Origin of the sequence: Streptomyces sp. SolWspMP-5a-2 (assembly GCF_900091845.1) — a bacterium.
Lineage (GTDB): Bacteria > Actinomycetota > Actinomycetes > Streptomycetales > Streptomycetaceae > Streptomyces > Streptomyces doudnae.
Genome location: NZ_FMCI01000082.1, coordinates 1 through 13079 on the forward strand (window position 1 = coordinate 1; position 13079 = coordinate 13079).

At 73.7% G+C, this 13079-nt stretch carries 13 protein-coding genes; 9 read left to right on the forward strand and 4 right to left on the reverse strand.

The window, feature by feature from the left end:
- From GA0115242_RS07340 to GA0115242_RS07360, 5 genes are all read left to right on the forward strand, one after another.
- The coding region (locus tag GA0115242_RS07340; protein ID WP_202555028.1) for an ABC transporter permease at positions 1–909 on the forward strand (909 nt) is incomplete at its 5' end.
- On the forward strand, positions 906–1703 hold the full coding sequence (locus GA0115242_RS07345) for an ABC transporter permease (RefSeq protein ID WP_093825741.1): 798 nt from the start codon (positions 906–908) through the stop codon (positions 1701–1703). The genes GA0115242_RS07340 and GA0115242_RS07345, both read left to right, overlap by 4 nt.
- 44 nt (positions 1704–1747) lie before the next feature.
- Positions 1748–2788, forward strand: a complete 1041-nt coding sequence (locus GA0115242_RS07350) for a dipeptidase (RefSeq protein WP_161353028.1) — start codon at positions 1748–1750, stop codon at positions 2786–2788.
- Positions 2785–4701 (forward strand): FAD/NAD(P)-binding protein, encoded by a 1917-nt coding sequence (locus GA0115242_RS07355; protein ID WP_161353029.1) that lies wholly within the window; start codon positions 2785–2787, stop codon positions 4699–4701. The genes GA0115242_RS07350 and GA0115242_RS07355 overlap by 4 nt, the downstream gene beginning before the upstream one ends.
- A 196-nt stretch (positions 4702–4897) precedes the next feature.
- Entirely contained in the window at positions 4898–5086 is a 189-nt protein-coding gene (locus GA0115242_RS07360; protein ID WP_093825745.1) for a hypothetical protein, read from the forward strand.
- Here the strand turns inward: GA0115242_RS07360 and GA0115242_RS07365 are convergent, their stop codons facing one another.
- A complete protein-coding gene (locus GA0115242_RS07365) occupies positions 5087–5551 on the reverse strand; it encodes a Fur family transcriptional regulator (protein WP_272925247.1) in 465 nt (154 codons plus the stop codon). It abuts the gene before it with no gap.
- A 33-nt stretch (positions 5552–5584) separates the two neighbouring features.
- Positions 5585–5794, reverse strand: coding sequence for a DUF2180 family protein (locus tag GA0115242_RS07370; protein ID WP_093825749.1), 210 nt, complete (start codon positions 5792–5794; stop codon positions 5585–5587).
- Between the two features lie 948 nt (positions 5795–6742).
- Between GA0115242_RS07370 and GA0115242_RS07375 the strand changes: the two genes are divergently transcribed.
- Positions 6743–8110, forward strand: coding sequence for a cytochrome P450 (locus GA0115242_RS07375; protein ID WP_093825751.1), 1368 nt, complete (start codon positions 6743–6745; stop codon positions 8108–8110).
- 287 nt (positions 8111–8397) lie between these two features.
- Here the strand turns inward: GA0115242_RS07375 and GA0115242_RS07380 are convergent, their stop codons facing one another.
- On the reverse strand, positions 8398–9699 hold the full coding sequence (locus GA0115242_RS07380) for a M48 family metallopeptidase (protein WP_256089383.1): 1302 nt from the start codon (positions 9697–9699) through the stop codon (positions 8398–8400).
- A 277-nt stretch (positions 9700–9976) separates the two neighbouring features.
- Here GA0115242_RS07380 and GA0115242_RS07385 point away from each other — a divergent pair, with 277 nt between their 5' ends.
- The 3 genes from GA0115242_RS07385 to GA0115242_RS40650 all read left to right on the forward strand — a co-directional run bounded on the left by GA0115242_RS07385 (position 9977) and on the right by GA0115242_RS40650 (position 12112).
- Positions 9977–10750, forward strand: coding sequence for a hypothetical protein (locus tag GA0115242_RS07385; RefSeq protein WP_141721531.1), 774 nt, complete (start codon positions 9977–9979; stop codon positions 10748–10750).
- 15 nt (positions 10751–10765) lie between these two features.
- On the forward strand, positions 10766–11710 hold the full coding sequence (locus GA0115242_RS07390) for a hypothetical protein (protein ID WP_093825755.1): 945 nt from the start codon (positions 10766–10768) through the stop codon (positions 11708–11710).
- A 246-nt stretch (positions 11711–11956) separates the two neighbouring features.
- A complete protein-coding gene (locus GA0115242_RS40650; protein WP_093825828.1) occupies positions 11957–12112 on the forward strand; it encodes a DUF6131 family protein in 156 nt (51 codons plus the stop codon).
- A 294-nt stretch (positions 12113–12406) separates the two neighbouring features.
- On the opposite strand, the gene msrA is transcribed toward GA0115242_RS40650, so the two are convergent.
- The gene (gene msrA, locus GA0115242_RS07400) at positions 12407–12925 is read right to left on the reverse strand and encodes a peptide-methionine (S)-S-oxide reductase MsrA (protein ID WP_093825757.1); all 519 of its coding nucleotides are present in this window, start codon (positions 12923–12925) and stop codon (positions 12407–12409) included.
- Positions 12926–13079: the final 154 nt, after the last annotated feature.

Here is a 13079-nt window from a genome sequence, read left to right on the forward strand (position 1 = left end):
GCGGACGGGTCGCCGCGTCCGGGGGCGGCGCGCGGGCCGCGCCCCGGCCGGACCGCGCTGTTCCTGCTGGCGCCGGGCGCGCTCGCGCTGCTGTTCACGTACGCCATGCCGCTGGTGTGGGTGGTGCGCATGGCGCTCAACGAGCCGCTCGACGGCGGCGCCATCCGGCAGACGCTCACCTTCGGCACGTTCGCGTCGGTGCTCGGCGACGGGCACTACTGGAAGGTCATCGGGCAGACCCTGCAACTCGGCGTGCTGGTCACGGTGTTCACGCTGGTCCTGGCGTATCCGCTGGCGCTGTTCCTGGCCCGCACCACCAGCCGGTGGCGGAGTCTGCTGATGGCGCTGGCCGTGGCGCCGCTGCTGATCTCGGCGGTCGCCAGGACCTTCGGCTGGATGGCGATCCTCGGCAACCAGGGGCTGGTCAACAAGACGCTCCAGGCGCTGGCCCTGACGGACGGACCGCTGCCGCTGGCGAACAACATGACCGGGGTCGTGATCGCCTCGGTGGAGATCTACATGCCGTTCGCGATCCTCGCCATGATCAGCGGCTTCGGGCGCCTGGAGCCGGAGTTGGAGCGGGCCGCGGCCTCGCTCGGCGCCAACCGGCTCGCGGTGCTGCGCCGGGTGGTGCTGCCGCTGACCCTGCCCGGCGTGCTGACCGCCGCGCTGCTGGTGTTCGTGCTGAGCCTCAGCGGTTACGTCACCCCGCGGCTGATCGGCGGCGGCCGGGTGTTCGTGCTGGCCACCGAGATCTACGACGAGGCGATCACCTCGCTCGACTGGCCGGTGGCGGCGGTGCTGTCGGTGCTGCTGCTGGTCCTGTTCGGCGTCGTCATCGTGCTGTACCAGCGCGCGCAGCGCGCCCTGGAGCGCCGGTTCACCGGTGAGAAGGGAGGCTCCCGATGAGGACCCGTCCGGCCGGGCGGATCGCGCGGGCCGCGCTGCTGACCGTCCTGTACCTGTTCCTGCTCGCCCCGATCCTCGTGGTGTTCGTGGAGTCCTTCGACGACTCCCCGTTCCTGCGCTTCCCGCCCGAGGGGTTCACCCTCGACGCCTACCGGCAGGTCTTCGCCAACGCCGACTTCCGCGCGGGCGTCCAGGTCAGCGCGGTGACCGCCGCCGTCACCACGCTGCTGGCGCTGCTCACCGGGGTGCCCGCCGCGCTGGCGCTGACCCGGACGCGGTTCCGGGGCCGCGCCGCGGTCGAGTCGGCGTTCCTGTCGCCGCTGCTGGTGCCGCACATCGTGCTGGGGCTCGCTTTGCTGGTGCTGTTCGCGCCGATCCCGCTGACCGACACCTACTGGGGGCTGATCCTGGCCCACCTCGGGGTGACCGTGCCGTACGTGGTGCGGACGGTGTCGGCGGCGCTCGCCGGGGCCGATCCGCGCGCCGAGGAGGCGGCCCGCACCCTGGGCGCCGGGCGGCTCACCGTGCTGCGGCGGGTGACCCTGCCCGCGGCGCTGCCCGGCCTGGTCTCCGGCGCCGTCATCGCCTTCCTGCTCTCCTTCGACGAGACGGTCATCTCCCTGTTCGTCTCCGGGCAGGACACCAGGCCGCTGCCGGTGGCGGTGCTCCAGTACGTGGAGTACCGCAGCGATCCCTCGATCGCCGCGCTCTCGGTCTGCCTGGTCCTGCTGTCGGTGCTCGCCGTCCTGGTGGTCGAGCGCAGTCTCGGGCTGCGGCGCAGCCTCCGCGCCTGACCCGCACCCGTCCCGTTCTCCGTTCCCCCCTTCTGGAGGTCCCTGTGTCCACCGCGCCCGCCCCGTCCTTCGACCCCGCGGCGCTGCACCGCGAGAGCATCGTCTTCAACGCGCTCGACTGCACGCCGCTGTCCTGGGCGGACGAGACGTACCTCGGGAAGCTGGCCGCCTCCGGGGTGACCGCGTTCAACCACGCGACGATCGTGTCGCAGGGCTACGACGCGGCCGTCGCGTCGATCGTCGGCTGGCAGCGCAGGATCGCGGAGACGGACGGCCGGATCTTCCAGGGGCGCGGTCTGGCCGACGTGCGGCGGGCCAAGGAGGACGGATCGGTCGCCTGGTTCGTGGGCTTCGAGGACAGCAAGCCGATCGGGGACGAGCTGTGGCGGCTGGAGGCGCTGCACCAACTGGGCCTGCGCTTCCTCGGGTTGACCTACCAGAACCGCAACTTCGCGGGGGACGGCAGCGGGGAGACCGCCAACGGCGGCCTCAGCCGGTTCGGGCGGTCCCTGGTGCGCGAGTGCAACCGGCTCGGGATCGCCCTCGACCTGTCCCACACGGGCGAGCGCTCCACCCTGGAGACCATCGAGCTGTCGCAGAAGCCGGTGCTGGTCACGCACGCGGGGCTGACCCGGTTCGTGGACAGCCCCCGCAACAAGAGCGACCAGGTCGTGCGCGAACTCGCGGCGCGCGGCGGGGCGTTCGGGCTGGCCGCGAAGTCCGGGTTCCTCAGCCCCGACGGCCTCAAGGGTCCGACCGGGCCCGAGGTGTTCGCGGACAACATCGACCACCTGGTGCAGCTCGTCGGCATCGACCACGTGATCGTGGGCACCGACGTCGGCGACGAGCGCAAGTACTCCAAGGAGGGCATGGCGCGGGTGCGGCGGCTCTACCCGGAGATCCCGATCGTCGACGACAGCCTGAACCTGGACCTGATCCACCCGGTCGGCATGGGCACCCCGGCCGATCTCCCGGTCATCACCGAGGCGTTGGCCCGGCGCGGGTACGCGGCCGACGACCTGCGCAAGGTCCTCGGCGGCAACCTGATGCGCGTGCTGGGCGACATCTGGGACGAGGAGGCGTGACCCCGGCGTCCGCCGGTGCGCGGCGGCCGGTGGTCGCCGTGGTGGGCGCGGGCCCGCGCGGCACGGCCGTCGTCCAGCGGCTCGCCGCCCGGCTGGGCGGGGACGGGCCCGGGGCGGACATCGAGGTGATCGAGCCGTTCGTACCCGGCGCGGGCCGCGTCTGGGCGCCGGGGCAGCCCGAGTCGCTGCTCATGAACACCCTCGCCGGGCACGCCACCGCGTTCCCCGACGACTCGGTGCGGACGCCGGGTCCGCCCACCCCGGGGCCCACCCTGCTGGAGTGGTCCGGGCACCACTCCCCCGGTCTCGCCCCGCACGCCTATCCGCCGCGGGCGCTGATGGGCCGCTATCTGGCGTGGGCGTTCGAGCGGATCGCGGCCGGTGCCCCGCCCGGGGTGCGGGTCGTCCACCGGCGGGACCGCGCGGTGGAGCTGGCCGCCGCCCCCGGTGACCGGCTGCGCCTCGTGCTGGCCGGGGGCGGCGAGGTGGTGGCGGACGCGGTGGTGCTGGCGACCGGCCACACCGAGGTGCTGCCGGGCGACGGGGAGAGCGCGCTGCGGTCCGACGCGGCGCGGCTCGGGCTGGTCCACGTGCCGCCTGGGCAGGCCCACGAGAGCGATCTGAGCCGGGTGGCGGCCGGGGAACCGGTGCTGGTGCGGGGGCTGGCGCTGAACTTCTTCGACCAGCTCACCCTGCTGACCTCGGGGCGCGGCGGACGTTTCACGACGTCGCCTGGCGGCCGTGCGCGTTATCTGCCGTCGGGCCGCGAGCCCCGTGTGTACGCCGGTTCCGGGCGCGGTCTGCCCTATCTGGCGCGCGGGCACGCCCCGGGCACGATGCCCGCGGGGCACCGCCGGGTGGTCCTGGACGACGCGGCGGTGGAGGGCCTGCTCGCCCGGGGCCCGGGGGCGGTCTCCTTCACCGGCGACGTGTGGCCGCTGATCGCCAAGGAGGCGGGGCTCGCCTGGTACGGGGTGCTGCTGCGCCGCTCGCCCGGGGAGTGCGCGTTCGCGGCGCGGGAGTTCCTGGCGCGGTACGCGGTGGCCCCGTACGGTTCGGTCGCCGAAACGGGCCTGCTGGAGCGGGCGTTCGCGGATCCCGCCGCGCGGTTCGACCTGCGCGACCTCGACCGGCCGCTCCGGGGACGGCGGTTCGCGTCGCGGGCGGAGTTCGACGGCTGGACGCGGGCGCGGCTCGACGACGACCTGGCGCAGGCGCTGGATCCGGGGTCGAGTCCGCTCAAGGCCGCGGCGGCCGCCGTCGCCTCGGTGAAGGGCGCGGTGCGGCGGCTGGTGGCGGGCGGCGCGCTGGGCGGGGAGACCCGGGCTGAGCTGTCGTGGCTGCGGGCGTTCGGCGCGCATCTGTCGAGCGGCCCGCCGCCGTCGAGGATCGCCGAGCTGCTGGCGCTGAGCGAGGCGGGGGTGGTGTCGTTCCTCGGGGCGCGTCCCGAGGTCCACGTGGACGCGGCGCGCGGGGTGTTCACCGCCGTCTCCGCGACGGTGCCGGACGAGCCGGTCGAGGCGCGGGCGCTCGTGGACGCGTGGCTGCCGGGCGCCGACGCCGCGAGGACGGCCGATCCGCTGCTGCGGTCGCTGCTGGACTCCGGATTGGGGCGGGTCCATCGCGGGGACGGCGGGCGGGGTGGTCCGAGCGGCGCGCTGGACGTGGACCCGGCCGGGCTGCGGGTGCGGGACGCCCGCGGGGTGGCGTCGGACCGGCTCTTCGCGTGCGGTGTCCCGCTGGAGGGCGTGGAGTGGAACACGGCGATCGGGGCCCGCGCGCGCTCGAACGCCGCGCTGTTCCGGCAGGCCGACGTCGTCGCGGCGGGCGTCGTGGCCCGCTGCGCGCGGTCGACCGCCGTTCTGGCGGCGGGAGTTGACGACGCGGGGACGCGCGGAACCGTCCGGGGCTGACCGCGCGTCCTGGTGGACTCCGGTGCGGTGGAAGGGCGTTCGGCTTTTTGCGGTCCGCCGCATCCGGTGGGGGCCCGTTCACGGAATGTCTTCCGGCGGGAGTCTGGCAGGAGCCCTCGGGGCCCGGGTCCGGCTCGCCGAGAACCGACTGTGACGCGCTGCTGGAGGCCCGGTGCCCGAGAGAAGGATCCCGTGGGTGGGAGATCAGGTCAGGGACCGTGCCGCGGGTCAGGACGGGATCGTCAACGACGTCCGGCCCGACGGGACGTACGTGCTGCGGCCGCTGCACGACAAGTTCCGCCGCTGGACGGCGCCGAACGCCGACGCCCTGGAGGTGACGGTGCCGCGCGAGGAACGGATCAGACTGCGCGGTACGGAACCCTGATCAGGGGGTGTCCGGGCGGCACCGCGCGCACAGGCCCCACCAGGTGATCTCGGCCTCGTCGATGAAGAAGCCCTGGTCGGACACCGGGTCGAGGCAGGGCGCGGCGCCGACCGCGCAGTCGACGTCCGTGATCGCGCCGCAGGAGCGGCACGCGAGGTGATGGTGGTTGTCCCCGACGCGCAGCTCGTAGCGGGCCGGGGACCCGGCCGGTTCGATCGCGCGGATCAGCTGGGCGCCGGTCAGGTCGTCGAGGACGTTGTAGAGCCCCTGCCGGGACATGCCGGACGACGCACCGGCCGGGGCGGCGCCGATCCGCGCCTCGATCTCGGAGGCGGTCGAGTGCGGGAACCCCTGGAGCGCGGCCAGGACGGCGCGGCGCTGGGAGGTGCTGCGCAGGCCCTTGCGCCTGAGCGACTGGGCGAACTCCTCCATGGCTCCGCCTCCTTCCCTCGTCTCGGTGATCATCTTTTTCAACGTAACACCGATGGACCCGGTGGGTCAGTGCGCGGTCCCGGCGGCACGGCAGGTGCGGCAGACCACCGTGCGCGCCGGCGCGCGCCGGTGGGAGGTGCCGAGTCCGTTGAGACGGGCGACCGGCACGGCCACCACGTCGGAGTGGTCCTGGCAGGTGAACAGTCCGCAGCCGCTGCAGACACCGATGGCGACGGTGCCCTCGCGGACCTCCTGGGTGCAGTCGTAGCACTTCATGAGAACTCCAGATTCCCGGGGCGGGCCCGGCGGATAGAGGTGAGGGGTCACGCCGGGACCCGTCTTCGGATCGCACGGCGGAGGGGTCGGACACGGAAGGGCGGCATCGCCCACCGGTCACGGCGGGGCCGCGGAGCCCGGTCTGGTCCGTTCCGACACGGTAGAAGCTACCCCCTACATTTGACAGAGTCAATTCTGTAGGCGCCGGGACCGCCTCCGCCGCCACGGCCGGGAGCCTCGCGGCCGCGGACCTCGCGGCCGACAGCGGACCGAGCCGTCCGCCCGTAACGGGAGCGAAGCGGAAGCCTCCCTGCGGGCGCCCGCGCGGACGCAGGACGGCACGCGGCCCGACGCCGCGATGATGTCCGCCGACGGGCCCGCGCGGTGATCGAGAGAACCGCGCGGGCCCGTCGGCGTCACCGGCGCATCCGCCCCACCTCGGGCTCCGCTTCCGTCAGTGCGGCCGGAATATGCCGCTGTCCCGTGGCCCGGCGCGGCTGGATCTCAACGGCGATCCGTTGATCACGTCCGGGTTTCGCCGGATACGCGGTGAGCGCGCGGGTCGGCGGAGCGATGGCGATCACAATCCCCGCCAGGGCGGTTCGCGTCCTCGGCACCGCAACTCGACGTCGACGCAACGGAGTTCACGCGGCCGGACGAGAGCGCGGCTCCGCCGGACGCCGTCGGCACCGTACCCCCGATGACCTCGGGTTCCCTCGCCCCGACCGCTGCGCCGACGTCACCGAGCGTGCGCCCGTGCCCAGTTGGACGGATCGCAGCCAGTTCCCGACTGCTCGCCCAGCCGCTCCCGCAAACTCACTCGATGAGGTGGTTTCCAGAGACACGGCACCACGAATCCGGATCTCCTGGGCGAAGGAGGGTTACCGGCCATGATCATCTGGGCAGTCATATCGCGCCATAATCGCCCTGAAGGGAGCCTGACCCACCGTGACGCTCGTAGCGCCTCCCCCCATACCCAGAGCCGCCGGGTCGGTCCCGCTGCTGGGTCACGCGATACAGCTCATGCGCGACAACCTGGCGTTCATCGCCTCGCTGCGCGAGAACTACGGGCCGGTCGTGGAGATCACCCTCCAGCCCGGCACCCGGACGGTCATCGTCCAGGACCCCGACCTCATCCGCACCATGCTCATCGACCTCGGGCCCAGCCTCGACAAGGGCCGCTTCTTCGAGAAGATGGGGCTGGTCCTCGGCGACAGCGTTGTCACCGCCGCAGGGCAGGAGCACGTCCGCAAACGGCGCAACCTCCAGCCCGCCTTCGCCCGGCCGGAGATCGCCGGGTACGTCGACATCATGCGCGGCGAGGCGACCGCGGCGGCGGCGCGGTGGCGGCCCGGTCAGCGTCTCGACGTGCGGGAGGCGATGGTCCACCTGTCGCTCGACATGCTGGCCAAGACGGTCTTCGCGGGCAGCCTCGATGATGAAACGTTTCGCCAGGTGCGCGAGGACCTGTCGGTGGTGATGAACGGCGTCGGCGCGCGCGTGATGCTCCCGGACTGGGTCGAGCGGCTCCCCCTCCCGGCCAACATCCGCTTCAACCGGGCCAGGGACGCCGTGCGGGCCACCATCCACCGGGCCGTCGACGACCTCCAGGCCTCGGGCCACGACACCGGGGACATGCTCTCGCTGCTGCTGCGGGCCACCGACAAGGACACCGGGCAGCCGCTGACGCCGTTCCAGATCGGCTCCGAGATCCTCACCCTCGCCGTGGCGGGCACCGAGACGACGGCGTCGGTGCTGTCCTGGGTGCTCTACGAACTCGCCCGGCACCCCGACATCGAGGCGTCGGTGCTGACCGAGCTGGACGAGGTGGTCGGCGAGCGCCCGATCGCCTTCTCCGACATCACCCGGCTCCCGTACCTCAAGCGGGTCGTCGACGAGGCGCTGCGGCTCCACCACACCGGCTGGCTGGTCACCCGCCGCACCCTGACGGAGACCCGGCTCGGCGCGTGGACGCTGCCCGCGGGCACCGAACTGGCCTACTGCCAGCACGCGCTGCACCGCGACCCGGCCCTGTTCGAGAACCCGCTCGCCTTCGACCCCGACCGCTGGCTGGAGAGCGCGCAGCCGCCGCCCAGCGGGGCGTTCCTGCCGTTCGGCGACGGCAAGCACAAGTGCATCGGGGACCGGTTCGCGCTCACCGAGCTGATGACGGCCATCGCGACGATCGTCCGGCAGGTGCGCCTGGAACTGCCCGAGGGCCACACGGTCGCACCGGTGGCGCGGGCCACCGTCCGCCCCGGCACGATGGTGATGACGGTGAGGGAGCGACGGCCGCGCGCCCCGCACACGGCGTGAGGGGCACCGGGGCCAGTCGTGGACGTGGGCGCCCCGGGCACCCCATGCACCGCGCGCCCGCCGACGGGCGGCACCCCGCCCCGGTGCCCGCGCACTCCGCACTCCGCACTCCGCACTCCGCACTCCGCACTCCGCCCAGAGCGTGAACAGCGTTCTGGGGCGGAGGCGTTGAGCCGAGACGGAGTGCAGGGAGACGGCGGCTACGTCGGCAGCGCGCTGCCGTCGGCGTCGGGGGACGGCGGCGAGGTCGACCGCTTGCTGTCGTCGGCGTCGGGGACGGCCTGCCGTCAGCAGCCGTCCCGGACGACGGTGCGGGCCACCGTGGTGCGGGCGGGGGCGAGTTCGGACTCGACGCGGCGGGCCCGGTCCTCGTCGAGCGTCACGACGGCGTCGGCGGCCGGGCCGAGGAGCAGGCAGGCGCGGCGCAGATGGGTCGGCGGGTGGGCGGAGTCGACGCTGTGCCCGCGCCGCGCACCCACCCGGCGCTGCCGCTCGTACTCGCTCTCCGGGATCGCCGCGATGTCGGTCCGCAGCCGCTCCCAGATCCCCACCGCATGGGCGTCGGCCGCGCGGGCGCCCCGGGGGCCGGTGAGCGCGGCCCGGTTCGCCTCGCGGCGGAGCGCGACGGTGACCGACTCCGCGACCAGCAGCCGGTCCATCAGACCGACCGCCGCCTCGGTGGACCCGGCGCGGGCGGCCTCCCGGTCGGCCAGGTACTCGGCGCGCTGGGCGGCCCTCAGCGTCAGGTGGTCGAGGAGTTCGAGCAGACCGTGCAGGGCCAGGCGGGGGACGGTGAACAGGACGTTGGCCAGCATCTCGGCGGCGGCCGGATCGGTGATCGGCAGGAACACGTAGTGCCAGGTGGCCAGGGAGCGGTACGCCGTCCCCACCACCACGCCGTGCCGGGTGTCGCCGTTGCTGTAGTGGGCGAGCTCGTGGCCGAGGAGCGCCACGCGCTGCTGCGGGGTCAGGATCTCCCACAGCGGCAGTCCCAGCGCCAGCCACCGGCGCCCGCGCACCCCGTGGACGCGGACCGACGCGTTGACCTCGGTGGTGACGACGATCCGGTCGACGCTCCGGGTCCCGACCACCCGGGCGACGTCGTCGACCAGCGCGTACAGCTCGGGCGCGTCGGCGCGCAGCAGCTCCGGGTCGGCTCCGCGCGGCCGGGGCGAGCGCGGGCGCAGGACCCAGGCGAGCAGCAGGAGCAGCGCCCCCGGCACGATGCCCCATCCGCCCCAGCCCGCGATCACGCACCAGAGCCCGCCGAGGAGCAGGGCGAGCGTGACCGCGTGGACGGCGAGCGCGAGGGCGAGGGCCGGTATCGAGGCGCGGTCGCGGTGGGCGCGCAGGCTCCCGCCGGCCGCGATCTCGGCGTAGAGCCTCTCGCCGTGGCGCCGTGCCATCGCCCGCCGCACCCGTTCCAGGCGGTCGTCGTCCTCCTCGGGCGGCTGCGGGTCCACGTTCCAGTCGCAGTCCTGGCACCAGACGCTGAACCTGTCGTCGACGCGGACGGTGGCCCTGCACTCCGGGCAGGACAGGGTTCTCTCCTCGACAGCGCGCACGACGGCGCCCTCCCCCACGCTCACGGCCCCTCCCCAGAGGCCGCCTGTTCATGACAACGGCATTCGATCATGCGTCCGCGCCGTTCGGGAGGAATCTCCCGTCCTGGCGTTGTGTCTGTGATTCAAACGGAATGGACCGATGACGCGGGCGCGGCGGTCCGAGCGGGTCGCGGGCCTCCTTTCGTGTGACCCGGACGGTGTTCGGAGGTGGCGGGGGCACCGGCCGTGGCAGGCTCCGCGTCGGTCGACTCGCCCCCCTCCAGGAGGTTTCGTGGTCTCCCGCCAGGTACGCACCGCAGCCGTGGCAGCCGCCGCCGTCACCGTGCTCGCCGCCGGTCCCGCGGGCGCCGCGGGCCCCGCGCACCGGCCCGCTCCCCCGGCCCGCACGGTCGGGTACTTCTCGTACACGCCGTCGGCCGCCGCCGGGACCGTGCGGTTCTTCGCCGAACGGCCTCTGGCGGAAGGCGTGTCGACGCGGCTGTCCGCGCTGCCGGACTGGGCGCGGAGCCAGTTGCCGGGCCGGTCCGCCGCGACGCCGAGGACCGGGACACCTCACGGCTACAAGCTGCGCCGGGGCAACCGGAGCACCGACTACGTGTACCGGTCGGCGGACGTGTACGCCATCGAGGCCGAGTGCGGCTCGGGCGGCTGCCGTCCGGTGCAGCAGGTGAAGGTCGCGATCAAGGAGTACGTGCGCGGCCGGACGTCGAAGAAGTGGGAGATCACCTTCTACGGGAGCCGCTGGTCGGGTTCGACCCGGTTCCACCTGGACTACACGTACGACTGCGGGGTGAACATCGCCCACGCGCCGGACAGCACCTGCTCGACCTGGCGGCGGGACGGGGCGCAGGGCCACGGCTCGGGGGTCGCGGTCGACGGGCAGCGGATCGTGAAGAACTTCGGCAGCACGGCCGTGGTCACCAGGTTCCCGATGGTCAAGCTGCTGGTGACCTTCGCGGACGGCAGCCGCGCGATCGGGGACGACGGCGCGGCGGGCGAGAAGTTCCGCGGCTGGGACGTCTGCGCCACCCGCACCACCACCAGGCTGTGTCACCGTACCGGCGACGGCAGTTGAGCCGAGGAGGCCACGATGACGGAGTGGAGCGCCCTGCTCGGACTGCTCGACCGCGGGCCGGGCTCCTGCGTGACCGGGGTGCACACCTCGCTCCAGCCCCGGCGCGACGACGGGCACGGCTGGCCGCCCCCGAGCCGGGTCCGTGTCGTCACACGCTTCGTCCACCGGCCCCCGGGCGACTGGTTCCTCGACCACGGCGGCGGCGACGTCACCCTGGACGTCCGGGACCCGGCCGACGGCGACGGTCCCCGACAGGGCGGCCAGGGGCTGGAGTTCGGGCCGCTGTTCCCCTGGGACCTCGCGCCCTCTCCGGCCCGCCTCGTCACCCCGGTGCCGAGCGCGGCGCTCGCGGGGGCGACCTGCCTCGACCGTCCGGTCGAGGTCCGCCGGGACGGACGCGCCGCCTGGGCGGTCACCCTGGGCGTGCCGTCCCTCCCGCAGCCGCTGCACCTGGTCGTCGACGCCGACGCGGGCGTCCTCCTGTCCGCCGGGGTCCCCGGGCTCGGGTACCGCGAGGAGGTGACAGAGGTGGCGTTCCCGTCGTCGGTGGCGGACGCCGTCTTCCGGTGGACGGACGACCTGGCCGCCGCCGACCTGGCCCACCGGGCCCGTCGCGAGGCCGCCGCCGCGCACTACCGCGCCGCGTCCCTGCCGCTGCCGGGCCACTGGCCGGGCGGACGGCGGCACTTCACCCCCGACGTCCTCGAAGGCGACCCGGACACGGGCCTGTTGGCGATCGACCTCTACCACGACGGTGCCCCCGCGGGCACTCCCGAGATGGCGGTCCTGATCCGGCAGCCGCCGCACGCACCGCCGTTCGAGCCGGGCTGGGTCGCCGATCCGGAGGCGTTCGTGCACCGCTGGCGGGACGGCGCCTGGCAGTGGACGCTGGCGCTGTGGGGCCGGCCCCTGACACCGGACGAACTCGCCCGGGTGACCGCTTCCCTGCCCGCGAGCTGACCGCCGCGGCCGCGACCCCACCGTCGGCGCCGTCCCGTCGTCCCGCCGTCCCGCCGTCCCGTCTGCCGTCCGCCGTCTGCCGTCTGGCGGCCGCCTCCACCGTCCGTCGTCCGCGACGGAAGCCGGGGACGGTGATGGACGGCGACGGACGGCGGTCCCGCGGACACCGATCGCGGAAGCGGCGGTTAATCGCCGTTTTCGGGGTACCCGGAAGTCCGGGAACGGTCCCTGCTGTAGGAGGCCATGATGATCGCCCTCGGTGTCATTCTTCTAGTCGTCGGTTTCTTGACCGGCATTTCCATCCTCTGGACGATCGGTATCGTCCTCCTCGTGATCGGTGCCGTTCTGTGGATCATGGGATCCGCAGGTCACGCCGTAGCCGGACGTCGCCACTACTGGTGAGCGACGGCACCGCCCCGTCCCCCGGGACGGAAGCTCCGTCCACGGAGTGAGCAGCGGTTTTGGGCGACCGGCGGGCGCCGTGGTTCCACGGGTCCGCCGGTCGCCCGGTCCACGCCCCCGTCGGTGCCGGGCCGTCCTTCGATCCGCCTCGGACAGGCGATCCTTGCCGGGACGGCCCGGCGCCGACGGGTCACCGCTCCCTCACGCGCACAGGAGCGTCGTACACCAACGAGAGCGACCACGCCCCCTCCATCGAGGTGACGTGGTCGCTCTCGTCGTGTCCGGGCCGACGGATCAGCTCGCCGCCTGCGACCGGCGCGGCAGCTTCCAGTCCGGGCGCGGGAAGTGGCAGGTGTAGCCGTTCGGGTAGCGCTCCAGGTAGTCCTGGTGCTCGGGCTCGGCCTGCCAGAAGTCGCCCACCGGCTCGACCTCGGTGACCACCGAGCCGGGCCACAGACCGCTGGCCTCGACGTCGGCGATGGTGTCCACCGCGACGCGGTGCTGCTCCTCGTCCGTGTAGTAGATCGCGGAGCGGTAGCTGCGGCCGAGGTCGTTGCCCTGCCGGTCCCTGGTCGTCGGGTCGTGGATCTGGAAGAAGAACTCCAGGATGTCGCGGTAGCCCGTCACCGTGGGATCGAAGAGGATCTCGATGGCCTCGGCGTGGTCACCGTGGTTGCGGTAGGTGGCGTTCGGGGTGTCGCCGCCGCTGTACCCCACACGGGTGGCGACCACGCCCGGCTGCTTGCGGATCAGGTCCTGCATGCCCCAGAAACAGCCGCCGGCCAGTACAGCCCGCTCGGTTCCCGCTGTCATCGGTCGCTCCTCGCTTTCGCAACGCCGTCCGGCAGGTGCGTGACATGCCGGTCCTCCGTTGCGTCAAGCCTATGACCTCGCGCGTTATTCCCCGCCCCGGCCCTGTGACGCGGGCGGTCCGACCCGGTCGGGCGGGACGCGCGGGACGCTGTGC